We start from the raw sequence: 23,590 nt of genomic DNA on the forward strand, positions 1-23,590 counted from the left end.
TTTTGTGACCGCGCCAAGACAGCTATTTGCGCTGCTCGTTGCCCTTCTTCTTCCACGGCGGCTTGCCGCCCTTGGGACCGGGCGAGCCGGGCGGGCCCTTGAAGGCGGGCTTGCCACCCTCGTGCGGCGGCCCTTTGCGGAACGGCGGACGGTCCTCGCCGGCCGCGCCCTTGCGGAAGGGCGGCTTGCCTTCCCCAGGCGGTCCCTTGCGGAACGGCCGGTCACCGCTGGGCGGCCCCTTGCGGTGCGGACCGCCACGCGGCGGCGAGGTCGGACCGCCGGGCGGGCCGGACGCCTCGATCTTGATCTCGTCGTTGACGGTCGGCTTCACAGCGGAAGCGAACTTGGCCTCCGCTTCCTTGGATATCTCGAACTTCGTCTCGCGATCGAAGATCCGGATCGAGCCGATGTCCTTCTTGGTGATGTGGCCCAGGCGGCAGATCATCGGGATCAGCCACTTGGGATCGGCGTTCTTGTCGCGGCCCACGGTGATGCGGAACCAGGAGACGTCCTCGGGCGCCAAGCGCGGCGGGCGGCCGACCGGGCCGTCGTCACGATCGGAGGGCTCCCACCGATCACCGCGCTGGGGACGCTCGCGGTCGCGGACCTGGGCGTCGCGCATCCGCGCGTCGTCGTAGAGTTCTTCCGGCGCCGGCAGGCGCTGGCGGTAGAGCCGCATGAGGGCCGCGGCCACCTGTTCGGCGCTGCGGGTTTCCAGCACCAGACGCGCCAGGGCCAGATCCTCTTCGGCCGGCTCCTCGGTGAGGATCGGGTCCTCGAGCATCCGGGCCTGGTCCTTGGCTTTGATCTCGTCGGCGGTCGGCGGCCCCTGCCAATGGACGTCGACCCCGGCCGAAGCCAGCAGCTGCTCGGCCTTGCGACGGCGGGTGTAGGGCACCAACAGGACGGACGTGCCCTTCTTGCCGGCGCGGCCGGTCCGGCCCGAGCGGTGCAGCAGGGCCGGCTTGTTGATCGGCAGGTCGGCGTGGATCACCAGGCCGAGGTCGGGCAGGTCGAGGCCGCGGGCGGCGACGTCGGTGGCCACGCAAACCCGGGCATGACCGTCGCGCAGCGCCTGCAGCGCTTCGGAGCGCTCACGCTGGCCAAGCTCGCCCGACAGGCCGACGACCTGGAAGCCGCGTTCGCGCAAGGCCGCATGCATGTGGCGGACGCCGTCGCGAGTGTTGCAGAACACCAGGGCACCGGGGGCCTCGAAGAAGCGCAGCACGTTGACGACGGCCAGCTCGACCTCGTTCGGGGCCACGCGGACGGCGCGGTACTCGATGTCGCCGTGCGGTTCGTCGCGGCGCACGGTGTCGATGCGCAGGGCGTTCCTCTGGTACCGCTTGGCCAGGGCGGCGATGTCCTTGGCGATGGTCGCCGAGAACAGCAGCGTGCGGCGGTCGACCGGCGAGGAGTCGAGGATCTCTTCCAGGTCTTCCCGGAAGCCCATGTCGAGCATCTCGTCGGCCTCGTCGAGGACGAGGACGCGCAAAGCGCCGAGATCGAGGTTGCCGCGCTCCAGGTGATCCTTCAGGCGCCCAGGCGTGCCGACCAGGATGTGGCAGCCGGCGGCCAGAGCGCGCTGTTCGCGACGCGGATCCATGCCGCCGACGCAGGTCTCGACCTTCGCGCCGGATTGGCCGTAGAGCCAGCTGAGTTCGCGGGCGACCTGCATGGCCAGCTCACGGGTGGGGGCGATGGCCAAGGCCAGCGGCGGCCCGGCCTGGCCGAACCACTGCTCCTCGCCCAGCAAGGTCGGCCCGGCCGCCAGGCCGAACGCCACCGTCTTGCCCGAGCCGGTCTGGGCCGAGACCAGCAGGTCGCGACCCTCGGCCTCTTCGGTCAGCACCGCCGCCTGGACGGGGGTGGGTTCTTCGTATCCCTGGCTCGCGAGCGCGCGCGCCAAGGCGGGATGGATGTTGGGGAAGGCCATGGTCGTCCTTGAAGGTTCGCGCCACACACAAAAAGAGCGCGGGCGCGCCTTAGAGGCCAAGCAGGCGTCTACGGCAAGCCTTACAACGCGGAATTCGTACCGCCGGGCGCAAGCGCCGCAGAAATAAACGTGCCAAGCTGGTGCGATCAAGGGAGATGTTATGTCGAATTTCGAAGCGCAGATCGCCGCGGCCATGGCCATCACCGACGCCTTCATGGCGGCCTTCAACGCCCGCGACCTGCCGGCGTTCGAGCAGACCTTCAACTTTCCCAGCGTGCGGCTGGCCTCCAACACCATGACGCTGATCGAGCCCGGCTATCATCAGCCGCAGATGTTCGAGAAGGGGCCGCTGTCGGACTGGGATCATTCGGCCTGGGAGCGGCGCGAGGTCATCCACGCCGGGCCCGACAAGGTCCACCTGGACACCCGCTTCACCCGCTACCGCAAGGACGGCAGCGTCATCGGCGGCTTCGACTCCATCTACGTCATCACCTGCGAAAACGGCCATTGGGGGGTCAAGGCCCGGTCCAGCTTCGCGCCCTGAGGCTGGACTTTTGCGGCGGAACGGCCTCTGACCACGCCGATGTCCAGTTCAGTCAAGACCATCGCAGTCATCGGCGGCGGCCCGGCGGGGCTGATCGCCGCCGAGACCCTGAGCGCCGCAGGCGCCAAGGTCACAGTCTACGACCGGATGCCGACTCTCGGTCGCAAGTTCTTGATGGCCGGCCGCGGCGGGCTCAACCTCACTCATTCCGAGGACTTGGCGAGCTTCATCCGACGCTACGGCGCCGCCGCCGATTGGCTGGCGCCGATGATCGACGCCTTCACCCCCGCCGATCTGCGGGCCTGGGCGGAAGGCCTGGGCCAGGAGACCTTCGTCGGCTCCAGCGGGCGGGTGTTTCCGAAGGCGCTGAAGGCCTCCCCCCTGCTCCGCGCTTGGCTCTCGCGCCTGTCGGCGCAGGGGGTCGACCTGCGGCTGCGACGCGAGTGGCGAGGCTGGAACGCAGCCGGCGAGCTGGTCTTCGCCGATCAGAACGGGACCAGCGAAACCGCCGCGCCGGACGCCACGCTCCTGGCGCTCGGCGGCGCCAGCTGGCCCAAGCTCGGCTCCACGGGATCATGGGCCCCTCTGCTGGCCGCCAAGGGCGTCGCCCTGGCGCCGTTCCGCAGCGCCAACAGCGGGTTCGAGGTCGGGTGGAGCGCGATGTTCGCCGAGCGCTTCGCCGGCGAGCCGCTGAAGAACATCGCCCTCAGCTTCGAGGGTCAGGCGGTGCGGGGCGAGGCGATGATCGCCGGCTACGGGATCGAAGGCGGCGCGATCTACGCCCTGTCGGCGAACCTGCGCGAAGCGCTCGCCCGCGACGGCTCGACTATCCTGGAGATCGACCTGGCCCCCGATCTCAGCCGCGCCAAGCTGACCGACCGGCTGCACCGCGCGCCGGCCGGCCAGTCGACCACCAACCTGCTGCGCAAGGCGGCCGGCCTCTCCCCGCTTGAAATCAACCTGCTGCGCGAGGCCCATGGGCTCGACCTGCCGCGCGAACCGGGCGCGCTGGCCCGCGCGATCAAGGCCGCGCCCCTGCGGCTGACCGGCATGCGCCCGCTGGAACGGGCGATCTCGTCGGCGGGCGGCGTCGAACGATCGGCCGTCGACGAGGGACTGATGCTGCGCGCGCTCCCCGGCGTCTACGCGGTCGGCGAGATGCTGGACTGGGAGGCCCCGACCGGCGGCTACCTGCTGCAGGCCTGCTTCGCCACCGGCGTCCACGCCGCACGGGCGATCCTCAGGGCTTAGCGCGCAGCCGGTCGCTCAGGGTCGGGCGCGGCTTCTTCTTGGGAGCCGCCGGCTTGGCGCGCGGCGTCGGCAGCGCCGGAAGTTGCTCCGCCCCTTCCGCCAGCAGCCGCCCCGCCAACATGAGGTCGGCCTTCACGGCCCCGAAATCCCCCGTCTCGACCCAAGCGCGCACGGTCATCTCGACGAAGGCCTCCGACATAGCCGTCAGTTCGACCTGCGGGGCCGGGTCCTTAAGCACCAGGGGATTGGCCTCGGCCCGGGCCTTAAGGCCCTCCATCAGCGCAGGCACATCGCGCTTCAGGTCAGTCTTGATCACCGCGTCGACGCGTCGGCGGGTGTGGTAGCTGGTGTTGACGATCACGTCGCCGAACACCTTGCCGTTGGGCAGCACGACCTTGAGGTTGTCCGGGGTGGTCAGTTCGGTGACGAACAGGTCCAGGGCCTTCACGGTGCCGGTGCGCCCGGCCACCTCGATCACGTCGCCGACCCGATAGGGCCGGAACAGCAGCAGCATGACACCGGCCGCGACGTTGCTCAGCGTGCCCTGCAGCGCCAGGCCGACCGCCAGCGAGGCCGCGCCCAACACCGCCAGGATCGAGGTGGTCTGCACCCCCAGCTGCTGCAGGACGGCAATGATGCCGACGATCATGACCAGGTAGCGGGCCGCCGAGCCGGCGAAGCCCTGCAGGGTCACGTCGGGCGGTCCGCCGCCGTGCACCCGGGCGATGAGCCGCCGGACCAGGCGCGAAGCCCAGCCTGCCGCCCACCAGGTCACGGTCAGGATGACCACCGCCACGACCAGGTTCACCGCCAGGTCGCCCGCCGCATCGATGAACTTGTGAAGGACGTTTTCGTCCGACGTGACCGTCTGGTTCAGACGGGTGGCGATCTCGCGTTCAATTCCCTGCATGCCCACCGCATAGCACTGACGCCCCCGCCAGGGCCAATCCGCGCCCCAAACGCTAGGCCGCCTTCTGAAGTTCCTGCTTCACGCGTTCGGCCAGAGTCTTGATGTCGATCGGCTTGGGTAGGAACGAGATGTTCTCCTCGCCCTCCAGCAAGTTCGAGAACTCGGCCTCGGCATAGCCGGAGATGAACATCACCGGCGCCCCGGCCAGATAGACGCGGGCGTGCTTGAGCAGATCGGGCCCCTGCATGCCCGGCATCACCACGTCCGAGATCATCAGGTCGATCTCGCCCGCGTGCTGTTCGGCGAGCTCCAGCGCTTCCTCGCCGGAGCCGGCCTCGATCACCTCATAGCCGCGGGCCCGCAGCAACTTGGCGGCGACGGTGCGCACGGCGTCCTCGTCCTCGACGAACAGGATGCGCCCGGCCCCCGACAGGTCGCGCGCCTTCGGCGGCGCCTTGCTGGCGGCCGGCTCGGGCGCGGGCGCCGCGGCGGTCGGGATGTGGACCGGCAGGAAGATCCGGAACGCCGCGCCCTCGCCGGGCTTGGAGGCGACGCTGATCCAGCCGTCCGACTGCTTGACGATGCCGTAGACGGTGGCCAAGCCCAGCCCCGTCCCCTCGCCCACCGGCTTGGTGGTGAAGAACGGGTCGAAGATCTTGTCCATGACCTCGGGCGGGATGCCGGGGCCGTCGTCCGAAACCTCGATCAGCGCCTGGTCGCCCTTGGCGGCCGGATAGCCCTGGGCGGCGGCCTCGTCCTGGGTCAGCCGCGCCAGACGGATGCGGACCACGCCGCCGCCGTGGGCGCGCACGGCGTCCCGCGCATTGACCGCCAGGTTCATGACCGCGGTCTCGATCTGGCTGCGGTCGGCGCGCACGTGCGGCAGATTGCGGCCGTACTCGGTCTCCAGCTTCACGTCCTCGTAGAGCACGCGGCGCAGCAGCACCTCGGATTCGCTGATCAGCTCGCCAAGGTCGAGGGTCTCGCGCTGCACGGTCTGCTTTCGCGAGAACGCCAACAGCTTGCGGACCAGGTCGGCGGCCCGCGTCGAGGTCGAGCGGATCTCGTTCAGCCCCTCATACGAGGGGTCGCCGACCGGATGGCGCTGGGCCAGCACGTCGAGCTGGAAGAAGATCGCGGTCAGCAGGTTGTTGAAGTCGTGGGCCACGCCGCCGGCCAGCTGGCCGATGGCCTGCATCTTCTGGCTCTGCGAGAGCTGCAGCTCGATCTGCTTCTGCTCGGAGACGTCGACCAGATAGGCGACCCAGCGGCCGTCGCTCTTGGACAGATAGAGGTGGGCGATCTTGGCCGGATCCTTGGCCAGCCGCACTTCCAGCGCCCCGACATGTCCCTCGGCCAGCTTCTGGACGGCGTCCGCCCGCGAGGCCGCGTCGATCAGATCGCCGAACCGCGAGCCGCTGGCTCCGCCGCCCGACAGGCCGGCCAGGGCCGGATTGGCCTCGATGATCGTCGCCTCGAACGGGTCGTCTCCGTCCAGCAGCGCCGCGCCGAACGGCGAGGCGGCGGCGAACGCGTCGAGCACCTTGGGCGGCGGCGGCTTGGCGCTGCTGAACGCCTGCAGCACTTCGGCCGCGGCCGGCGGCAGGGCCAGCGGCGGCGCCTCGGCCAGCCGCACCAGGAAGCGGCGCTCGCCCAGCGGGGCGACGGTGGCCGAGTGCTCCGAACCGTTGTTCCGGATCGAGGCCTGGGCCGTCTCGCCGCGACGAGCAGCTGTCAGGGCCGAGAACAGGCTGGCCGCCGACGTGCCGCCCTTGGGCAGGCGGGCGGCCGCGCCGAGCAGCGAACGCCAGGCGGCGTTGGCCGCGTGGATGCGCCCGTCGGCGGCGGCGATCGCCGCCGGCTCGGTCAGGGCGTCGACCATCTGGTCTGCGCCGGGTTCGCCCGCCGCAGCCGGCTCGGCCGAGTTGCGCAGCGCAAACAGCCCCAGGCACGCCACGCCAAACAGCCCGATCAGCAGCATCACCCCGGCGCGCGTGGCGGGGCCGGCATTGAAAGCCGGCACAGCCGCAAAGCCCACCGCAGCGAGAAAGCACAGCACGGCCAGCGCCGTCATCGGGTCGAAGCGGCGGGCCGCGCGGTCCTGCGTCTTGGGCTTGGCCATGGGACGGTCCCGGTTGATTTCGAACGGGGAGGCCTGCGCCTCCGGCGAATCAGTCACGCAATGTTCTCATATTTCTCAGTGGTGGCGGGCCTTTGCGGCCACCTTGGCGCTGCTCTGCATGATGAAGCCGATCAGCTTGGCCACGGCTTCGTAGTGAGCCGGCGGAATGAAGTCGTCGAGCTCGACCGCCGCATAGAGCGCGCGGGCCAGCGGCGGGTCCTCGATGACCGGAACGCCATGCTCCTCGGCCAGGGCGCGGATCTTCAGCGCGACGGCGTCCATGCCCTTGGCGACGCACTGCGGCGCAGCGGCCTCGCCGGCCTCGTAGCGCAGCGCCACGGCGTAGTGGGTCGGGTTCATCACCACCATGGTGGCGTTGGGCACGGCGGCCATCATCCGGCGGCGCGAGCGCTGAATAGCGATCTGGCGGCGCTTGGCCTTGAAGTGGGGATCGCCTTCCGAGTTCTTGAACTCTTCCTTCTGCTCTTCCTTGGTCATCCGCATGCGCTTGAGGAAGCGCTGGCGCTGCCAGAACCAGTCGAAGCCGGCGATCACCAGCATTAGGGCGGCGGTGGCGAACACCAGCTTGCGCAGGATCTCGACCATCAGTGGCAGCATCGCCGCCGGGTCCAGGGCGGCCAGCTCCTTCAACGGGTGGATGTACGGTTTCATCACCACCCAGCCGACCCAGCCGACCATCACGATCTTTACCAGCGACTTGAAGAACTGCATCAGGCCGTCGGGTCCGAGCGTGCGCTTGAGCCCCCCGAGCGGCGAGACCTTCTTCCAGTCCGGCTTGATCTTCTCCGGGCTGAACATCAGCCCGGTCTGCACGAGGTTGCCGGCCGCGCCCATCACCGCGGCCACCAGCATCACCGCCAGCAGGATCGGAGCTGCGGCGCGCGCGGCATGGCGGGCCACCTCGATCGCGCCATGACCTTCCAGGTTCATGCTGTCGGGATGGGCGATAAACGGCAGCAGCTCGGCGGCGAGGTTGCGCGACATCCAGCCGCCGGCGATGGCGATCACCGCCGCCGCGCCGGCGAACGAGGCCAGCATCGCCAGGTCCGGGGTCTTGGCGACATCGCCCTTCTCGCGCGCCTTGGCGAGCTTCTGGGGTGTCGCCTCTTCTGTTTTGGAGGCTGCGTCCTGTTCGTCGGCCATGACCTAGCCCGGGAACAGCGAGACGAGCTCGCGATAGCGGTTGAGCCAAACCATGCCGATCACGCCGAGGCTGAGCGCGAAGATCGAAAGGCCCAGCAGCACGATCAGCGGGGTGACGACGAAGAACACCTGGAACTGCGGCATCACCCGCCCGACCAGGCCGGCGGCGACGTTGAAGATCACCGAGAACACCACCACCGGCGCGGCCAGCTGCAGGCCCAGGCGGAACGAGCCGGCCACCGTCTGCACGGCCAGTTGGGCGCTGTCGCCGATCGCCAGCTCGCGGCTGAACGGAAACACCGCATAGGACCGCACGATCGCGGCCAGGAACATGTGGTGCAGGTCGGTGGTCATGATCAGGGTCACCCCGATCAGCATCAGGAAGGTCCCAAGCGTCGTCGACGGCTGCGCCTGTCCGGGCGCGGCGGTCTGGGCGAAGGACAGCGTCGTCTGGATCGAGATGATTTCCCCAGCCGTCGACAGCGACGACAGGAACAGCTTGAGGATCGTGCCGATCATCAGCCCGATCAGCAGCTCCTTGATCACCGCCCCGGCCACGCCCGACACCGTGCCCGGCACCGGCAGGCCCTGAGCCACGATCGGCATCAGCATCAGCGCCATCAGGAACGCGAACGCCAGCCGGATGCGCGGCGGCACGCTGGTGTCGCCGTAGCCCGGCAGCAGCATGATGATCGCGCCCACCCGGGCGAAGATCAGCCCGGCGGCGTAGACCTGATTTGCGGCGGCGAAGCTTTCCATGCGGGCGGCCGGTCGGCCGCTACATCGCCGCGATGCGGGCGGCGATCTGGCGCATGAAGCCGCTCATCAGCGCGCCCATCAGCGGCAGGAACAGCAGCAGCGACAGGAAGATCGCGACGATCTTCGGCGCATAGACCAGGGTCGCTTCCTGGATCTGGGTCAGGGCCTGCATCAGGCCGACGCCGACCCCGACCACCAGCCCGACGATCAGCACCGGGGCGCAGAGCTGGATGGTGAGCCAGATGGCGTCGCGACCGACGTCCAGAACTTCGGCGCCGCTCATCGGTAGGCCTCATGGGTACGCGTTAATCGCTGGAAATCAGCTAGGTCGAAATTGCCTACTTATGGTTAACGAAGGGCTACCTCGAAGGTTCGAGCGCCCGCGCCGCCTGGGCCGGCGACAGCTTGTCGCGATCACGGTCGACGCTGTAGTTCGCCGCCCGCATCGCCTCGACCGAGATCGACCCGACCAGCGGCCGCAGGGCCTCCAGCAGCCGCGCGTCGTCGGCTCGCTTGGGCGAGACCAGGATCACAGCATCATACGGCGGCAGCGCGCCCTTCGGGTCGCTGAGAACCACCAGCTTGTCGGCGGCGATCCGCCCGTCGGATGAAAACGCGGAGATGACATCAGCCTCCCCGCCCGACAGCGCCCGGTACATGAAGGTGGGCTGGAAGGATCGCTCGGTCCTGAAGTTGAAGTCATAGGCCGCATCGACGGCCTTCCACTCCGGTCGCGACAGAAACTCGATGTCCGAACCCAGCGCCAGACGCGGCGCCTGGCGGGCCAGGTCGGTCAGGCTTGTGATGCCGAGGGCGTTCGCACGGTCGGCGCGCATCGCGAAGGCATAGGCGTTCTCGAAACCCAGCGAGCCCAGCACCACGACGCCGTCGCGCCGCTTCAGCTCCTGCGTCAGTTCCGCCAGCACCGCGGCGCGGCCGGGGTTGTCCTGGCGCTTCAGGACGTTGGTCCACAGCGTGCCGGTGTAGTCGACATAGGCGTCGATCTCGCCCGCCGCGAGCGCCCGATAGGCCACCGCCGAGCCGAGATCCTCCTTGCGCGAGACCCGCGCGCCGGTCGCTTCGAGCCGTTCGGCCATCAGCTCGGCCAGGATGTACTGCTCGGAGAAGTTCTTGGCCCCGACTACATAGCTCGCCGGCTTGCCGAACGCCGCCAGCGGACTCATGGCCGCCAGCGCGCCGGCGGCGAGCAGCGCCGCGCCCGCGACGACCAGGCCGCGCCTGCGCCTGGCCGCCCCGGTCTCGATCAGGCCCAGCAACTGGTCGACGGTCATCGCCAGGGCCGCGGAGGCCGCGCAGCCGAACAGCACGAACACCCAGTTCTCGGTCTGCAGTCCGGCGAAGATGTAGTTGCCGAGGCTGGTCTGGCCGACCGGGGTCGACAGCGTCGCCGCCCCGATGGTCCAGACCGCAGCGGTGCGCACCCCCGCCATGATCACCGGCATGGCCAGCGGCAGCTCGACCTGGAACAATCGCTGGCGCGGGGTCATGCCGACCCCGTCGGCCGCCTCGCGCACGGCCGGATCGACGCCGAGGATGCCGGTGGTCGCCGTGCGCAGGATCGGCAGCATCGAATAGAGCGTCAGGGCCAGCAGCGAGGGCAGGAAGCCCAGCGCCGAGAACCCCTTGCCGAAGACCGCCTGGCTGGCCGCCGACACCCCCAGCAGCACCGGGTAGAAGAGCGCCAGCAGCGCCAAACTGGGAATGGTCTGGATCAGGCCAGCGAAGGCCAGCACCGGCCAGCGCAGACGCGGGCTGCGGCTGGCGGCGACCGCCAGCGGCAGGCTGATCAGCACGCCGAGCGCCAGGGCGCTGGCGCTCAGCACCACGTGCCAGGCCAGATAGTCGGGCAACAGCGCAAAGGCCTGGGCGATGCGTTCGTTCACGCCCCGCCCCCCAGCCGCTCACGAAGCCGCTCGGCCTGGCGGCGCGGCGCCTCCAGCAGGCCGCGCACTTCAGGGTCGGTCGTGGTCGCCAGCAGGCTCGCCGGACCGCCGTCGGCCAGGATCCGCCCGCCGGCCAGCACCACGATGCGGTCGGCCAGCAGCACCGCCTCGGCCATGTCATGGGTGACCATCACCGTGGTCAGGCCGAGCTTGTCGTGCAGCGCGCGGTAGTCGCCGCCCAGCGCGTCGCGGGTCAGCGGATCGAGCGCGCCGAACGGCTCGTCCATCAGCATGATCTTCGGCTCGGCCGCGAGCGCGCGGGCCACGCCGACCCGTTGGCGCTGGCCGCCCGAGAGCTCGGAGGGCGCGCGCCCGGCGACCTCCGCCGGCAAGGCCACGAGGTCGAGCAGTTCATCGACGCGCCGCGCGATCCGCGGCTTGTCCCAGCCCAGCAGGCGCGGGGTCACGGCGATGTTCTCGGCCACCGTCAGGTGCGGAAAGAGGCCCACCTCCTGGAACACGTAGCCGATCTTCCGTCGCAGCAGGTGGCCCGGCAGGGCGCGGGCGTCCTCGCCGGCGATGCGCACGCTCCCGGCGTCGGGTTCCGACAATCCGTTGATGGTCTTGAGCAGGGTGGTCTTGCCCGATCCCGAGGGCCCGACCAGGGCGACGAACTCGCCGGCTGCGATCGCCAGATCGACGCCGGCGAGGGCCGCGTGGGCCCCGAAACGCTTGTCGATGTTCGAAAGCTCGATCGCCGGCATGGCCTAGGCGTAACACGGTGAGGTGGAAGGGGAACCCCCGCCTCGCCCGTCAGATCGGCATGCGCATGATTTCCTGGTAGGCGTTGATCACCTGGTCGCGCACGGCCATCACCGTCTCCAGGCTCGCCTCGGCCGCGGAAATCGCGGTCACCACGTCGATCAGCTCGGCCTTGCCCGCCACCTGGGCGGCGATCTGGCCTTCGGCCTTCTTGGTGTTGTGCATGACGTCGTTCATGGCCGACTTGACCATGGAGCCGAAGTCGAGGCCCTGGTCCTCCTGACCGGCCGACGGCGGCTTTATCACCGCGGTGTTCTGGGTGGCGGCGTAGGCCTTGGCGGCGGCGAGCGCGGTCATCATGGCTTAGGCCGCCCTACTTCTTGAGGATGTCGAGGGTGCGCTGCTCCATGGCGCGCGCCGTCTCGATGACGTTGAGGTTGGCTTCGTAGGCCCGCTGGGCCTCCTTCATGTCCAGCGCCTCGACCAGGGTGTCGACATTGGGCAGCTTCACATAGCCCTTGTCGTCGGCCGACGGGTGGCTGGGGTCGTAGACGCTGCGGAAGTCCTTGCGGTCGGGCTCGACGCGCGCGACGCGTACGCCCTGCCCGGCGTCGGTCTGGTAGGGCGTGAACACCGGCACCTGGCGGCGATAGGGATCGCCGCCCGGCTGGCGCGACACCGACTGGGCGTTGGCCATGTTCTCGGCGATCACCCGCATGCGCGCCTGCTGGGCCCGCAGGGCGGTGGCGGCGATCATCTGGGTCGCGCCGGTCATGGGCTTGATGTCGGCCATCTAGCGTTTCCTTAGCCGCGGCCCGGCGCCCGGCTGGCCAGCCGCAGCATGCCCAGGGACTTCTGGTAGAAGCTGATCGCCGCGTCGTAGTTCATCCGCGCCTCGGCCATCTTCAGCATTTCCTCCTCGAGCACGACGGAATTGCCGTCGAGCGTCGTCTCGGAGTCCTTGGCCTTGATCGGCTTGTACGGCGTTCGGTGCTGCGAGGCCGGGGTCATGTGCCCGGCCTGGGTCACCGCCTGGCCGCGCGCCGCCGAACCGACCGCGCCCGACGCCGTCTGCGCCGCCCGCACCTGGGCGTCGAACGAGTAAGCCTTGAGGTCGTTGGGCGTGTAGCCGGGGGTGTCGGAGTTGGCGACGTTCTGCGAGATCAGGCGCTGGCGCTCGCCGAGGTGCGTGAAGCGCCCCTTGAGCATCGCGAACAGCGGAATCTCGTTCAGGTTCATAACTCAAGATGGTGAACAAACAGGGTTAACCGCGTCTTAAGACCCTGCGGCGCACACGAGGGAGGACAGCGCACGAGTCGCGCCCCGCCCCCTTTCGAACACCTGATGGAATTCGCTGATTTCCTCCGCGCCGTCTTCGCCCTGGCGCTGACCCTGGGGCTCGTCGGCCTGGCGGCCGTGGCCCTGCGCCGATTCGGGCCGGACGCCGTCGCGCGGCTGGCCAAGGCCAAGGCCGACCGCCGGCTCAAGATCGTCGAGACCCTGGTGCTCGATCCCTCGCGGCGGCTGGTCGTGGTCTCGTTCGACGGCGAGGAAAAGCTCCTGCTGCTCGGCGAGGGACAGGTCCTGCCCACCGCCGCCAAGCCCGTCCGCAAGCCAAAGATCACCGCCGATGCGTAAGGTTTTCGCCGCCCTCTTCCATCTACGCGCCGAAGACTGGCGCCGCGCGGCGGGCATCTCGGTGCTGGCGACGCTGGCGGCGATGGTGTTCCCGGCGGTCGCGGCCGCCCAGGCGATCAACATCGACCTCGGCACCGGCGCCGGCCTCTCCGAGCGCGTCGTCCAGATGGTCGGGCTGCTGACCGTGCTGTCGCTGGCGCCGTCGATCGTGATCATGACCACGTCGTTCGTGCGCATCGTCGTGGTGCTCGGCCTGCTGCGCACCGCGCTCGGCCTGCAGCAGAGCCCGCCCAACTCGGTGCTGATCAGCCTGGCGCTGTTCCTGACCGCCATCGTCATGGCCCCGACGTTCCAGAAGTCCTACGAGGACGGCATCAAGCCGCTGATGGACCAGCAGATGGAGCTGCCGGCGGCGTTCGACGCCAGCGCCGCGCCGGTGAAGACCTTCATGCTGAGCCAGGTCGACCAGGACGACCTGGCTCTGTTCCTCCGCCTGTCGAAGACGCCGCGTCCGCCGACCGCTCAGGACACGCCGCTCAGCGTCGTCACCCCGGCGTTCATGATCTCGGAGCTGAAGCGCGCATTCGAGATCGGCTTCCTGCTGTTCATTCCCTTCCTGGTCATCGACCTGGTCGTCGCCAGCGTGCTGATGAGCATGGGTATGATGATGCTGCCGCCAGTGGTGGTGTCGCTGCCGTTCAAGCTGATCTTCTTCGTGCTGGTCGACGGCTGGCGGCTGGTGGCCGGCAGCCTGGTCGAGAGCTTCCAGCGCGGCGCGGGCGGCGGCTAGCCCCGCGCCCCCGTGGCCGCGGCGGCCTGCTTGGCCGCCGCGGGCGGCTTGGCCGGGGTCGGCGGCCCCAGCGGGGCGGGCCTTTCGCGGAAGCGGACCTTCATCTTGGCGACCCAGCCGGCGAAGGCCTCGTTGTCAGCGGTCGCGCGGCCGAAGTCGGAGACGCTGAGCGGCCCCGACTGCACCCCGGTCAGGGCGACCCGCAACGCCTCGGGATTGCGGGCCTGGTCGTAGAAGCCCGAATAACGCTGCTGCATGCGCGCCAGCGACGCGTCGTCGCCGGCCAGGCTGTAGGCGACGCCGGCCCGCAGCAGCTTGGCTTCTTCATCGGCGGTCAGCGGCCCCGGCTGCTTCCAGCGATCACCGAGGCTCTTTTCGAAGGTGGCGGCCGCGGCGGTCCAGTTCTTCTGCTTCCAAGAAATCTCGCCGCGCAGGTCCTGGGCGTCGCGGCCGTTGTCGCGCTCCAGCAGTTCCAGCCCATGGTCGTAGCGGCCCAGCCCCATCAGAGCGCGGGCCTCGACCACGCGGCGCTCGGCGTTGAGCGCGCTCGGCAGCACCGTCGTGCGCGAGGCGTTGATCGCCTGCAGCGCCTGCTCGGGCCGGCGGTCCATCAGGTAGATCAGCGCCAGGTCGGTGGACACCTGGGCCCGCGGCACGCCGTCGAGGCGGTTCTCGGCCTGGTACTTCAGGAGCTCAGCCGCCTGGTCCAGCAAATCGACGTCGACCAGCCGGCGCACAAGGCGGCGCACCATCATGTCGCCGTCGGCGCCCAGCGGGGTCAGCTCGCGGAAGTCGTAGAACATCGCCAGCGCCTGCACCGGCTCCAACCCGTCGGCCGCGCCGTCGAGGAACAGGGTGCGGAAGGCGGCTGCGAGGTCGGCCTGCAGCTGCAGCGCCTCGGGCAGATCGGGCAGCCGAGAACCGGCCCCGCGCAGGGCCTCCAGCGCCTCGCGATAGCGGCCCTGGCTCAGATACAGGTGACCGAGCGCCCGGATGGTCTCCAGCTCGGTGGCGTCGCCGCGCCAGCGATAGCGCAGGCCGGCGAAGACGTTGGCGGCCTGCACCGGCGTGATTTTGCCGGTCTCCAACCGGATCTTGGTGGCGCGCAGGGTGGCGGGGGCGGCCAGCCCCTCGCTCGGCGCGCCGGCCACAGCGGCGTAGATCCGCAGCGCCCGATCCTTGTGGCCCAAGGCCTCGACCACCTGGGCCTGGACCAGCCGCGTGGCCAGTTCCTCCAGCGGGTCGGTCTTGTCCATCAGGGCGAGCTTGATGCGCGCGTCGGCGCCGTTGACGTCGCCCAGCGCCAGGGCCGCCTGCGCGTCCGAGCGCGCGAACCGCGCCTTCCAGGTCGGCGAGAAACGGCTGAACGCTTCGGCGCCGGCGCCGAACTGGCTGCGGGCCTCGGGCCATTGGGCCAACTGAGCGGCGATGTAGGACCGCCAGAGCGCGACCGAGGGATCGTCCTGCAGGATCGGCGCGGAGAAGTCTGCCTGGGCTTCCTTGTAGCGACGGGCCATGACCCGGGCGATGCCGCGCAGGCCGCGGAACTCCGGATCCTCCATCACCGAGGGATTGCGGCGGGCAGTGTCGTTCAGCACGCCGATCGCCTCGAACGACAGCTCCGAGCCGACCAGGAAGCGGGCCAGCGCCATGCGCGCGGCGACCGGTGCGTCGCGTCCGGTCGCGGCCTCCTCGTTGGCCGCGGCCAGCAGCGCGTTGTAGCGCGAGAGGAACCCGCCCGATCCGGTCTTCGGCCAGTTCTGATAGTCGATCAGCCCGGGCAGGCTGGCCGGCTGCGGCGCGCCGAGCGTGGCCTCCGCGCGCGACACCGAAGCCGAGGCGGGCGACAGGGTCAGTCCGCTCGGGCGGCCGATCTGCACCAGGTCTCCGTCCTGGCGCATCGCCAGGTCGTCGATATAGGACTCAGCCGCCATGCCCTGGGCCGACGGCAGCAGGGCCATCTGCACGAACTCGCGGCGCGAGGGCAGCCCCTTGGCCGGGCCCAGCGCGGTCACCACCGAAAGGGTGTCGCCGACCACCGGGTCCGCGACACGCACGACCTTGGTCGCGCCGGCGACGGCGGCCTTGAGCCCGGCCGGACCGCCGGCTTCGTCGCGCACCACCCGGATCTGGGCGGCCTGTTCGACCTGGGCGCCCGGCCCGAGGATCACCGTCCAGGTCGCGCCCTGGGAGGCGGCGAAGAACGGCGTGTTCGGCGGGGTGTCGATCCGCACCGCCGTATAGTCGGTTCCGCGGTAGGCGACCGCGCCGCTCATCTGGCGCAGGCCGCGCGGCGCAGCCGAAACGTCGAGCGTCGCCGGCGCGTCGAACACCACCCACACCGCCCCGCCGCGCCGGAAGACCGCGGCCCCGGCCGGGTTGGCCCAAGGGAAGCTGAGCTGAACCTGGCCCGCGCCGATCTTGGCAGCCATCCGCACCACGCCCCCGGCCGGAACCGGGTTAGGCCTCGGCGGCGTCGGCGCGGCGGCCGGCTCGGCCTGGGCGACCTGCGGCGTCGCGGGCGCAGGCGGCTTCTCGAACAGATTGACGTAGGTCGCGCCGTCGGCGGTTCCGACCCGGGCGTCGGCGTTATCGGCCAGGGTCAGCACCAGGACCCCGGGACGCAGTTCGGCGCTCTTCAGCCAACGTGGCGGCGAGACCCGCAGGCGGCTGATGTCCGGATTGGCGCCGCGCGCCAGCTGCAACGTCAGCACCTGGCCGTCGCGGCGCGCCACCGCCCGGCCGGCCAGTTCGATGCGCGAGAAATCCTTCGCCTGGGCGACCCGCACCTGGGCGCCGCCGCCGCGGGGGGCGGCCTCGGAGGTCTGCGCCGACAGACCGGTAGGCGCAGCGACGCTGGCGATGGTGATCGCCGCGACGCTCGACCTCAGGGCCTGGCGCAGTTTCATTGGTTAGCCGGCCTTGGCGGGCGGCGCGGCGGCCTGGCCGGCGGCGCGCGGGGCGGCCGGCAGCGGACCAGCGGCGGCCTGGGCCGCGGCGGCGACCTTCTTGACCTCGGCGAAGCGCGCGGCCAGGGCCTCGGTGAGCTTCTTGGCCTCGGCCGGCGGCATGTTGGCGATAATCGGCGAGAGCGCGCGCTCCTTCATCCGCGAGGCCACCGGCAGGCGCACCGCGTCGTCCAGCAGCACCATCCGCGGCGCAGCGTCCTTGGGCTTCATCAGCTCGAACACCTTCACCAGGCGGTCGATCTCGGCCTGCTCCTTGGCGTCGGCGTCAACCATCAGCTTGGCGATGTCGCCCTTCATCCCGTTCAGCGCCTGAATCTTGGCGTCGAGCTTGGCTTCGGCGGCGGCCATCAGGGCCAACTGCACGTCGAGGTCCTGCTCGCGCTTGTCCAGCTGGCCGCGGCGCGCGCCCAGGCTTTGCAGCACCTGCAGCTCGGCCGGCGACAGGCCTGCCTCCTTGGCCAGTTCGGCGGCGGTGGGGGCGCAGACCGCGGCCGGCTTGGCGGCGGGCGGCAAGTTCGGAACCGTGGCGGCGGCGTCCTTGGCCTCGCCGGTCGCGGCCTTGGCGTCCTTAGCGGGCGCCGCACCCTTGGCGGCTTCCTCGGCGAAGGCGCGCGCGCCCGACACCAGGTCCGGCAAGCTCTCGGCGCCGGCCAGGGCATTCAGGCCCAGCACGCCGACCATGGCGACGCCGACCAGGGGCAGGAGGCGGGGAATGTTCTTCATCGGCGGGTTCCCAGGCGCGGGCCGGGCGTCGGGCGACGTTCGGCGGGCTGGTCAAAGAGGTCGTCGTCAAAGACCGGGCGCGACGGCGCGGGGGCGGCCGGACGGCGGGCGGACGTGGGGGCGGGCTCGCGTTCGGGCCGGCGGTCGCGGGCGGCCGAAAGCAGCGAGCCGAGGCGCTGGGTGACGCGCTCGACGTCTTCCTCGGCGACCGGCTCGGCGCGGCCGGCTGCGGCGGGCGCGCCCTGCAGCTGGCGATCGAGCTTGGCGGTCAGGGCGCGGGCCTTCTCGATACGATCGGCCAAGGCGTCGTGGGCTTCATCGGTCGCCGCGCGCAGATCGGCCAGGCCCTGTTCGGCGCGGGCGGCGGCGGCGTCCAGTTCAGCGACCGCCTTGGCGAAGCCTTCATGGCTCTCGCGCAGCGCCTTCAGGCGCCCGTTCAGGCGGAAACCCATCATCAGGGCCGCGGCCAGCAGGCCGGCCAGCATCAGGTTGAGGCCGATGGCGATGGCGCTCATTTGAACCTCGAGATGGCTTTCTTGGCGTGTGGCGACAGCGGGCCGTCGACACGCACGGCGATGTGGTGATTGCGCCGGCCCATGCGGCCGCGGGTCAGCGGGATCGCGCCCGCGCGCAGCTCGACCTGGCTGTCGGGGGTCGAGTTCAGCATTAGGGTGTCGCCGACCTTGAGCTCCAGCACCTGGCGCAGCGGCAGCTGCTGCTCGTCCAGCACCGCGCGGACGTCGAGCTGGGTGGTCCAGAGCTCGGTCGCCAGGTGGCTCTCCCAGATGTTGTCGCGCCCGAACTTCTCGCCCATGAACTGCTGCAGCAGCATCTTCCGGATCGGCTCGAGGGTGGCGTAGGGCAGCAGCAGCTCGATGCGCCCGCCGCGGTCCTCCATGTCGATGCGCAGCTTGACCAGGATGGCGGCGTTCGCCGGCCGGGCGATGGCGGCGAAGCGCGGATTGGTTTCCAGCCGGTCGAGGGTGAAGGTCACCGGGGTCAGCGGCTCGAAGGCGGCGCGCGCGTCGGCCAGCACCACCTCGACCATCCGCTGGACCAGCACCCGCTCGATGGTGGTGTAGGGGCGGCCCTCGATGCGCATGGCGGCGGTGCCGCGGCGCCCGCCCAGCAGCACGTCGACGATCGAGTAGATCAGGTTGGAATCGACCGTCAGCAGGCCGTAATTCTCCAGCTCCTCAGCCTTGAACACCGAGAGGATGGCCGGCAGCGGGATCGAGTTCAGGTAGTCGCCGAAACGGATCGAAGAGATGTTGTCGAGGCTGACCTCGACGTTATCCGAGGTGAAGTTCCGCAAGGAGGTGGTCATCAACCGCACCAGCCGGTCGAAGACGATCTCCAGCATCGGCAGGCGCTCGTAGGAGACCAGCGCGGAGTTGATGATCGCGCGGATGCCCGAACGCTCGGCCGCCTCCTCGTCGGAGAGGTCGAAGCCGAGCAGGCTGTCGATCTCGTCCTGGTTCAGGATGCGTTCGGCGCCCAGCATCCCCTCGACCTTCTCGTCGGGGTTCTGCCAGGTGGCGGGGTCGTCGGGGTTTATCCCGCCCTGCAGCCCGCCGATGATCTGGGGTTCGTCGTCAGCCATGGGGTCAGGCGCCAACCAGGGAGGACCCTAGTTGATCAGCATCTCCTCGATCAGCACGGCGTTCACCTTCGACGGGGCGATGACTAGGTTGACCCGGCGCTGGATTTCCATGCGCAGCTGGTAGGAGCCCTGCGACCCTTGCAGGTCCTCGGGACGCAGTTCGCGCAGGAAGGTCTGGAACATGTCCTGGAGCCTGGGCATGTTCGGCTCCAGCTGGTCGATCGTCGCCTGGTCCGGCACTTCCAGGGTCAGCTTGAGCTTCAGGAAGGTCGAGCGGCCGTCGGCGGTCTGCATGTTCACCACCACGCTGGGCATGGTGTAGAACAGGATGCCGTCGGGGCCTTCGCGCACCTCGCCGACGGGCTTCTCGCCCTCGCCCTTCTTCTCGCTCTTCTTTTCCTTCTTCTTTTCGGCGGCCTTGCCGGCGGCCGCCTCGGGCTTCGGCTTCAGCAGGAAGAACGCGCCGGCCCCGCCGCCGCCGAGCACGAGCGCGGCCGCGACCCCGGCGATGATCATCATCTTCGGGGTGAGCTTCTTCTTGGCGGGCGCGCCCTCGCCGTCTTCGCCTTCGGCGTCGCCTGACGGGGCTTCCTTCACCTTGTCCTTGGCCACGCGCGCGCGCTCCTTAGAATCTTACCCCGTCTCATGACCCAGGCATGGTTAAGGACAAGTTTTTAACGTGTGTTAACGAGCGCGATTTTCGTGCCGGGCAATTTCCGCCGGGCGGCGGGCGTTAACTTTATTTCCCGCTGTTTTCATTGAATTTTTGAACTGGCCCGATCCTTGCAGCCAACCCGGCGACGAAAACGCCGCAGGTTAAGGCCTCGCCATGGACAACGCCCTCTACGTCGGACTCTCGCGCCAGATGACCCTGCGCCGTGAACTCGACATCGTGGCCAACAACATCGCCAACATGGATACGACCGGATTCAAGGTCGAAAACCTGATGGTCGAGACCGAGCCGATGGCGCCGGCCCACACGTTCGGCGCGCCGCGGCCGGTGAAGTTCGTGATCGACCGCAGCGTCGGGCGCGACTTCGGCCAGGGCGTGCTGCGGGCCACCGGGGCGACCTTCGACCTCGGCATTCAGGGCGACGGCTTCTTCCGGGTGCGCGCCGCCGACGGCGAGCAGTTCACCCGCGACGGCCGCTTCCACATGGACGCCGACGGCCGCCTGGTCACCGAGGACGGCGCGGCGCTGCTCGACGAAGGCGGCGGCGAGATCGCCATCGACCCCAAGCTGGGCCCGGTCACGATCGCCAAGGACGGCACGGTCAGCCAGGGCAATGAGCGCCTCGGCAAGGTGGGCCTGGCCCGCTTCGACGAGCTGTCGGTGCTCGAGAAGGTCGGCGAGAACCGCTACCGCAACACCTCGAACGCCCAGCCCCAGCCGGCCACGGAATCGGTGATCCAGCAGGGGATGCTTGAGGGCTCCAACGTCAAGCCGGTCTCCGAGATCACCCGGATGATCGAGATCACCCGCACCTACGAGTCCGTCGCCAAGATGATGGACGCCAACGCCGAACTCTCCCGCCGCTCGATCGAGCGGATGGGCAAGGTGAACTGAGGAACTTCCGCCGATGCAAGCGCTCCGCACCGCCGCGACCGGCATGGCCGCCCAGCAGCTCAACGTCGAGGTCATCTCGAACAACATCGCCAACATGAACACCGTCGGCTTCAAGAAGCAGCGGGCGGAGTTCCAGGACCTGCTGTACCAGACCATCGAGCGGGCCGGCGCGCAGTCCTCCGACCAGGGCACGGTCGTCCCGACCGGCGTGCAGGTCGGCGGCGGGGTGAAGACCGGCTCGGTCTACCGCATCACCCAGCAGGGCAACATGACCGCCACCGGCGGCAAGTTCGACATGGCCATCTCGGGCCGCGGCTACTTCCAGGTGATGATGCCGACCGGCGAGATCGCCTACACCCGCGCCGGCAATTTCTCGCCGAACGACCAGGGCCAGCTGGTCACCGAGGACGGCTACCTGATCGAGCCAGCCATCACCATTCCGCCCGACGCCACCGACATCTCGATCTCCAAGAGCGGCCAGGTCCAGGCGATCCGCGCCGGCCAGACCGCCCAGGACGTGATCGGCAACCTGGAACTGGCGACCTTCGTCAACGAGGCAGGCCTCGACGCCATCGGCGACAACCTGCTCAAGGAAAGCGCCGCCTCGGGCGCCCCGACCGTCGGCATCCCCGGCGTCGACGGCATCGGCGTCATCAATCAGGGCTACACCGAAGCCTCGAACGTCGACGCGGTCAGCGAAATCACCGCCCTCATCGTCGCACAGCGGGCGTATGAGATGAACTCGAAGGTCATCACCTCGGCCGACGAGATGCTGCGCACCGCCAGCAACATCCGGTCCTGATCATGATGAAGCGCCTCCTCATCCCCGCTGCGGCGGCCCTGCTCGCTTCCCCGGCCCTGGCCGGCCAGCCGGTCGTGCTGAAGGCCGACCCGGTGGACGGCGACGGGATCATCACCCTGTCGGACCTGTTCGACGGCGCCGGCGCGGCCGGAAAGACCCCGGTCGCCGCCAAGCCGGGCGCCTCGATGGTGCTGGACGCCGCCGCCGTGCAGGGCCTGGCCCGCCGCGCCGGGCTCGACTGGGCCAACGCCGAGGGCTTCCGCCGCATCGTGGTGCGCAGCGCCGCCGGGGGCCCGGGCCTGGCCGCCGCCGGTCCCGCCGCGCGCGGCAATGTCGAGGTTCTGACCTACGCCCGCAGCCTGTCGGCCGGCGAGATCGTGCAGCCGCAGGACCTGGTCTGGGGCAAGGCCGCCGCCGCCCCCGCCGACGCGCCGAACGACGCCGAGGCGATCATCGGCCTGGCCGCCAAGCGTCCGCTGCGCGCCGGCGCCACGGTCTCGGCCCGCGACGTCTCGGCCCCGCAGGTCATCAAGTCCGGCGACCTGATCACCGTCACCTACGAGGACGGCGGCATCTCGCTGGTTCTGCAGGGCAAGGCCATGGCCGCCGCCGGCCTCGGCGAGACCCTCGCGGTCCAGAACATCGCCTCCAAGAAGATCATCCAGGCCGTCGCCAGCGGTCCGGGCCAGGCCGTGGTCGGCCCCGCCGCCGACCAGCTGAAGGCCCTTCCCCGCACTCAGTACGCGCTCCGTTAGGGATCACCGCCCATGCGCCTTTCCGTTCTCGCCATCCTCGCCCTGGCCCCGCTGGCCGCCTGCTCAACCGTCACCGAAGCGGTGCGCGGCCCCGAACTGGCCCCCGTCGGCTATCCGGCCCCGCTGGTCGCCCGCGAACAGCCGACCTTCGTCTCGGCCCGCGAGCCGGCCCCGCAGGCGGCGTCGGCCAATTCGCTGTGGCGGACCGGCGCGCGGGCCTTCTTCATCGACCAGCGCGCCAACCGGATCGGCGACATCCTGACGGTGCAGATCGACATCGACGACAGCGCCCAGACCCGCAACGCCTCGACCAGCAGCCGCACGGCCGGCATGCAGGCCGGCGTCGACAACTTCTTCGGGCTGGAGTCGAGCCTCGGCAAGATTTTCCCGGGCGGCTACGACCCGTCCAACATGATCAACACCAACTCGGCCTCGAACAACGCCGGGTCCGGCGCGGTGACCCGCTCGGAGAAGATCTCCCTGACCATCGCCGCGGTGGTCACCAACGTCCTGCCGAACGGCAACATGGTGATCCAGGGCACCCAGGAGGTGCGCACCAACGCCGAGCTGCGCCAGTTGACCGTGGCCGGCATCGTGCGACCCGAAGACATCTCCTCGGCCAACACCATCCGCCACACCCAGATCGCCGAGGCGCGGATCAGCTACGGCGGCCGCGGCGACATCAGCCGCGTGCAGAAGGTGCCGGCGGGCCAGTCGCTGGTCGAGCGCTTCCAGCCGTTCTGACGGTGGAGGCGTGGTCGGGCCGATGCCAGAGCAATTTCAGATCCGATTGGACCGGAAATTGCTCATGACTCTTTGAATTCAGAGCATTTTCTTCACCGAACCGGTAGCCACTTCGGCGGAAAATGCTCTAGGTTGAACCGATGAAGTCCGCTGTCCTCGCGCTCGCCCTCTTCACTGTCTCCGGCGCCGCCCAGGCCCAGGATTCCGACTACGCCTGGAGCGTCGAGACGCCCAAGGACGCCGAGGCGGCGCTGCGCTACGGCCTGCATGACACCGACGATCAGCCGATCGCCTTCACCTGCGTGCGCGGCTCCGGCCAGGTGAGGGTCAGCGCCGACATCGCCAAACGCCTGGGGGTCGAGCGGGTCGGCGAGACCTGGGTCGACAAGTCGGGCGTGCGCGCGCCCTGGCCGATGAGCGTGGCCGTGGCCTCGGAGGGCGCGACCCTGACCTTGCGCGGCGTCGGCCACCCCAACGACATCACCGACGGCACTCTGGTGCTGGCTGAGTTTTCGACCCGCGCCCCGCTGGTCGCGGCCTTCCGCAAGACCGGGGTCATCAGCCTCAGCGCGGCGGGCGACAGCGTGAAACCGCCGCCCGCGCCCAAGGGCGCGGTGCGCAAGTTCCTCGGCGCCTGCAAATAGGGC

General features: G+C 69.8%; 25 protein-coding genes. 9 read left to right on the top strand and 16 right to left on the bottom strand.

The features are described from left to right. Positions 1 to 22: 22 nt before the first annotated feature. The gene (locus tag OUA97_RS04040; RefSeq protein ID WP_267230531.1) at positions 23 to 1,936 is read right to left on the bottom strand and encodes a DEAD/DEAH box helicase; all 1,914 of its coding nucleotides are present in this window, start codon (positions 1,934 to 1,936) and stop codon (positions 23 to 25) included. A gap of 160 nt (positions 1,937 to 2,096) precedes the next feature. Between OUA97_RS04040 and OUA97_RS04045 the strand changes: the two genes are divergently transcribed. Then, complete coding sequence (locus OUA97_RS04045; protein WP_267230532.1) at positions 2,097 to 2,480, top strand: hypothetical protein; 384 nt, start codon at positions 2,097 to 2,099, stop codon at positions 2,478 to 2,480. Positions 2,481 to 2,519: 39 nt separating this feature from the next. Continuing rightward, entirely contained in the window at positions 2,520 to 3,731 is a 1,212-nt protein-coding gene (locus OUA97_RS04050) for an NAD(P)/FAD-dependent oxidoreductase (RefSeq protein WP_267230533.1), read from the top strand. Here OUA97_RS04050 and OUA97_RS04055 read toward each other — a convergent pair. The 10 genes from OUA97_RS04055 to flgB form a co-directional block, all read right to left on the bottom strand. Further along, on the bottom strand, positions 3,721 to 4,641 hold the full coding sequence (locus OUA97_RS04055; protein WP_267230534.1) for a mechanosensitive ion channel family protein: 921 nt from the start codon (positions 4,639 to 4,641) through the stop codon (positions 3,721 to 3,723). The two genes, OUA97_RS04050 and OUA97_RS04055, sit on opposite strands and share 11 nt — an antisense overlap. A gap of 52 nt (positions 4,642 to 4,693) precedes the next feature. Then, positions 4,694 to 6,763: a cell cycle histidine kinase CckA gene (gene cckA / locus OUA97_RS04060; RefSeq protein WP_267230594.1), complete on the bottom strand. Its 2,070-nt coding sequence runs from the start codon at positions 6,761 to 6,763 to the stop codon at positions 4,694 to 4,696. A gap of 75 nt (positions 6,764 to 6,838) precedes the next feature. After that, positions 6,839 to 7,927, bottom strand: coding sequence for a flagellar biosynthesis protein FlhB (flhB, locus tag OUA97_RS04065; RefSeq protein ID WP_267230535.1), 1,089 nt, complete (start codon positions 7,925 to 7,927; stop codon positions 6,839 to 6,841). 3 nt (positions 7,928 to 7,930) lie between these two features. Beyond that, positions 7,931 to 8,686, bottom strand: a complete 756-nt coding sequence (fliR, locus tag OUA97_RS04070; RefSeq protein WP_267230536.1) for a flagellar biosynthetic protein FliR — start codon at positions 8,684 to 8,686, stop codon at positions 7,931 to 7,933. 19 nt (positions 8,687 to 8,705) lie between these two features. Beyond that, the gene (gene fliQ / locus OUA97_RS04075) at positions 8,706 to 8,969 is read right to left on the bottom strand and encodes a flagellar biosynthesis protein FliQ (protein ID WP_183773444.1); all 264 of its coding nucleotides are present in this window, start codon (positions 8,967 to 8,969) and stop codon (positions 8,706 to 8,708) included. Positions 8,970 to 9,045: 76 nt separating this feature from the next. After that, positions 9,046 to 10,590 carry a glycine betaine ABC transporter substrate-binding protein gene (locus tag OUA97_RS04080; protein ID WP_267230537.1) on the bottom strand — a complete coding sequence of 515 codons (1,545 nt, stop codon included), beginning with the start codon at positions 10,588 to 10,590 and terminating at the stop codon, positions 9,046 to 9,048. After that, positions 10,587 to 11,354, bottom strand: a complete 768-nt coding sequence (locus OUA97_RS04085; RefSeq protein ID WP_267230538.1) for an ABC transporter ATP-binding protein — start codon at positions 11,352 to 11,354, stop codon at positions 10,587 to 10,589. Before OUA97_RS04085 ends, OUA97_RS04080 begins: the two co-directional genes overlap by 4 nt. A 49-nt stretch (positions 11,355 to 11,403) precedes the next feature. Beyond that, positions 11,404 to 11,712 (bottom strand): flagellar hook-basal body complex protein FliE, encoded by a 309-nt coding sequence (gene fliE / locus OUA97_RS04090; RefSeq protein WP_267230539.1) that lies wholly within the window; start codon positions 11,710 to 11,712, stop codon positions 11,404 to 11,406. A gap of 13 nt (positions 11,713 to 11,725) precedes the next feature. Beyond that, positions 11,726 to 12,145, bottom strand: coding sequence for a flagellar basal body rod protein FlgC (gene flgC, locus OUA97_RS04095; RefSeq protein ID WP_267230540.1), 420 nt, complete (start codon positions 12,143 to 12,145; stop codon positions 11,726 to 11,728). A gap of 11 nt (positions 12,146 to 12,156) precedes the next feature. Next, positions 12,157 to 12,591 carry a flagellar basal body rod protein FlgB gene (gene flgB / locus OUA97_RS04100; protein ID WP_267230541.1) on the bottom strand — a complete coding sequence of 145 codons (435 nt, stop codon included), beginning with the start codon at positions 12,589 to 12,591 and terminating at the stop codon, positions 12,157 to 12,159. Positions 12,592 to 12,696: 105 nt separating this feature from the next. On the opposite strand from flgB, the gene OUA97_RS04105 reads away from it, so the two are divergent. Beyond that, positions 12,697 to 12,990: a flagellar biosynthetic protein FliO gene (locus tag OUA97_RS04105; RefSeq protein WP_267230542.1), complete on the top strand. Its 294-nt coding sequence runs from the start codon at positions 12,697 to 12,699 to the stop codon at positions 12,988 to 12,990. Further along, positions 12,983 to 13,780 carry a flagellar type III secretion system pore protein FliP gene (gene fliP / locus OUA97_RS04110; RefSeq protein ID WP_267230543.1) on the top strand — a complete coding sequence of 266 codons (798 nt, stop codon included), beginning with the start codon at positions 12,983 to 12,985 and terminating at the stop codon, positions 13,778 to 13,780. Before OUA97_RS04105 ends, fliP begins: the two co-directional genes overlap by 8 nt. Here fliP and OUA97_RS04115 read toward each other — a convergent pair. The 5 genes from OUA97_RS04115 to OUA97_RS04135 all read right to left on the bottom strand — a co-directional run bounded on the left by OUA97_RS04115 (position 13,777) and on the right by OUA97_RS04135 (position 19,687). Further along, positions 13,777 to 16,689 (bottom strand): endoglucanase, encoded by a 2,913-nt coding sequence (locus tag OUA97_RS04115; protein WP_267230544.1) that lies wholly within the window; start codon positions 16,687 to 16,689, stop codon positions 13,777 to 13,779. The genes fliP and OUA97_RS04115 overlap by 4 nt on opposite strands. Positions 16,690 to 16,692: 3 nt before the next feature. After that, positions 16,693 to 17,472, bottom strand: a complete 780-nt coding sequence (locus tag OUA97_RS04120; protein ID WP_267230545.1) for a MotE family protein — start codon at positions 17,470 to 17,472, stop codon at positions 16,693 to 16,695. Then, positions 17,469 to 17,987, bottom strand: coding sequence for a DUF6468 domain-containing protein (locus OUA97_RS04125; RefSeq protein WP_267230546.1), 519 nt, complete (start codon positions 17,985 to 17,987; stop codon positions 17,469 to 17,471). Before OUA97_RS04125 ends, OUA97_RS04120 begins: the two co-directional genes overlap by 4 nt. Beyond that, entirely contained in the window at positions 17,984 to 18,976 is a 993-nt protein-coding gene (fliM, locus tag OUA97_RS04130; protein ID WP_323690520.1) for a flagellar motor switch protein FliM, read from the bottom strand. The genes OUA97_RS04125 and fliM overlap by 4 nt, the downstream gene beginning before the upstream one ends. Positions 18,977 to 19,102: 126 nt before the next feature. After that, positions 19,103 to 19,687, bottom strand: a complete 585-nt coding sequence (locus OUA97_RS04135; protein ID WP_267230547.1) for a flagellar basal body-associated FliL family protein — start codon at positions 19,685 to 19,687, stop codon at positions 19,103 to 19,105. 217 nt (positions 19,688 to 19,904) lie between these two features. On the opposite strand from OUA97_RS04135, the gene flgF reads away from it, so the two are divergent. The 5 genes from flgF (at position 19,905) to OUA97_RS04160 (ending at position 23,587) form a co-directional block, all read left to right on the top strand. Next, positions 19,905 to 20,642, top strand: a complete 738-nt coding sequence (gene flgF, locus OUA97_RS04140; protein ID WP_267230548.1) for a flagellar basal-body rod protein FlgF — start codon at positions 19,905 to 19,907, stop codon at positions 20,640 to 20,642. Positions 20,643 to 20,655: 13 nt separating this feature from the next. Continuing rightward, a complete protein-coding gene (flgG, locus tag OUA97_RS04145) occupies positions 20,656 to 21,444 on the top strand; it encodes a flagellar basal-body rod protein FlgG (RefSeq protein WP_267230549.1) in 789 nt (262 codons plus the stop codon). Positions 21,445 to 21,449: 5 nt separating this feature from the next. Then, positions 21,450 to 22,199 carry a flagellar basal body P-ring formation chaperone FlgA gene (flgA, locus tag OUA97_RS04150; RefSeq protein WP_267230595.1) on the top strand — a complete coding sequence of 250 codons (750 nt, stop codon included), beginning with the start codon at positions 21,450 to 21,452 and terminating at the stop codon, positions 22,197 to 22,199. A gap of 12 nt (positions 22,200 to 22,211) precedes the next feature. Next, positions 22,212 to 22,943 carry a flagellar basal body L-ring protein FlgH gene (gene flgH, locus OUA97_RS04155; protein ID WP_267230550.1) on the top strand — a complete coding sequence of 244 codons (732 nt, stop codon included), beginning with the start codon at positions 22,212 to 22,214 and terminating at the stop codon, positions 22,941 to 22,943. Positions 22,944 to 23,083: 140 nt separating this feature from the next. Further along, complete coding sequence (locus OUA97_RS04160; RefSeq protein ID WP_267230551.1) at positions 23,084 to 23,587, top strand: hypothetical protein; 504 nt, start codon at positions 23,084 to 23,086, stop codon at positions 23,585 to 23,587. Positions 23,588 to 23,590: the final 3 nt, after the last annotated feature.

The organism is Phenylobacterium sp. 58.2.17 (assembly GCF_026411515.1).
Taxonomy (GTDB): domain Bacteria; phylum Pseudomonadota; class Alphaproteobacteria; order Caulobacterales; family Caulobacteraceae; genus Phenylobacterium.

Excerpts from the sequence above, each read along its gene's own strand:
- flgH (WP_267230550.1), top strand. The coding sequence starts at position 22,212 with ATGCGCCTTTCCGTTCTCGCCATCCTCGCCCTGGCCCCGCTGGCCGCC.
- OUA97_RS04055 (WP_267230534.1), bottom strand. The coding sequence starts at position 4,641 with ATGCAGGGAATTGAACGCGAGATCGCCACCCGTCTGAACCAGACGGTC.
- OUA97_RS04115 (WP_267230544.1), bottom strand. The coding sequence starts at position 16,689 with ATGAAACTGCGCCAGGCCCTGAGGTCGAGCGTCGCGGCGATCACCATC.
- flgC (WP_267230540.1), bottom strand. The coding sequence starts at position 12,145 with ATGGCCGACATCAAGCCCATGACCGGCGCGACCCAGATGATCGCCGCC.
- fliP (WP_267230543.1), top strand. The coding sequence starts at position 12,983 with ATGCGTAAGGTTTTCGCCGCCCTCTTCCATCTACGCGCCGAAGACTGG.
- OUA97_RS04050 (WP_267230533.1), top strand. The coding sequence starts at position 2,520 with ATGTCCAGTTCAGTCAAGACCATCGCAGTCATCGGCGGCGGCCCGGCG.
- fliM (WP_323690520.1), bottom strand. The coding sequence starts at position 18,976 with ATGCTGGGCGCCGAACGCATCCTGAACCAGGACGAGATCGACAGCCTG.
- OUA97_RS04085 (WP_267230538.1), bottom strand. The coding sequence starts at position 11,354 with ATGCCGGCGATCGAGCTTTCGAACATCGACAAGCGTTTCGGGGCCCAC.
- cckA (WP_267230594.1), bottom strand. The coding sequence starts at position 6,763 with ATGGCCAAGCCCAAGACGCAGGACCGCGCGGCCCGCCGCTTCGACCCG.
- fliE (WP_267230539.1), bottom strand. The coding sequence starts at position 11,712 with ATGATGACCGCGCTCGCCGCCGCCAAGGCCTACGCCGCCACCCAGAAC.
- flgF (WP_267230548.1), top strand. The coding sequence starts at position 19,905 with ATGGACAACGCCCTCTACGTCGGACTCTCGCGCCAGATGACCCTGCGC.
- flhB (WP_267230535.1), bottom strand. The coding sequence starts at position 7,927 with ATGGCCGACGAACAGGACGCAGCCTCCAAAACAGAAGAGGCGACACCC.
- OUA97_RS04120 (WP_267230545.1), bottom strand. The coding sequence starts at position 17,472 with ATGAAGAACATTCCCCGCCTCCTGCCCCTGGTCGGCGTCGCCATGGTC.
- OUA97_RS04045 (WP_267230532.1), top strand. The coding sequence starts at position 2,097 with ATGTCGAATTTCGAAGCGCAGATCGCCGCGGCCATGGCCATCACCGAC.
- flgA (WP_267230595.1), top strand. The coding sequence starts at position 21,450 with ATGAAGCGCCTCCTCATCCCCGCTGCGGCGGCCCTGCTCGCTTCCCCG.
- OUA97_RS04105 (WP_267230542.1), top strand. The coding sequence starts at position 12,697 with ATGGAATTCGCTGATTTCCTCCGCGCCGTCTTCGCCCTGGCGCTGACC.
- fliR (WP_267230536.1), bottom strand. The coding sequence starts at position 8,686 with ATGGAAAGCTTCGCCGCCGCAAATCAGGTCTACGCCGCCGGGCTGATC.
- OUA97_RS04040 (WP_267230531.1), bottom strand. The coding sequence starts at position 1,936 with ATGGCCTTCCCCAACATCCATCCCGCCTTGGCGCGCGCGCTCGCGAGC.
- fliQ (WP_183773444.1), bottom strand. The coding sequence starts at position 8,969 with ATGAGCGGCGCCGAAGTTCTGGACGTCGGTCGCGACGCCATCTGGCTC.
- OUA97_RS04160 (WP_267230551.1), top strand. The coding sequence starts at position 23,084 with ATGAAGTCCGCTGTCCTCGCGCTCGCCCTCTTCACTGTCTCCGGCGCC.
- flgG (WP_267230549.1), top strand. The coding sequence starts at position 20,656 with ATGCAAGCGCTCCGCACCGCCGCGACCGGCATGGCCGCCCAGCAGCTC.
- OUA97_RS04125 (WP_267230546.1), bottom strand. The coding sequence starts at position 17,987 with ATGAGCGCCATCGCCATCGGCCTCAACCTGATGCTGGCCGGCCTGCTG.
- flgB (WP_267230541.1), bottom strand. The coding sequence starts at position 12,591 with ATGAACCTGAACGAGATTCCGCTGTTCGCGATGCTCAAGGGGCGCTTC.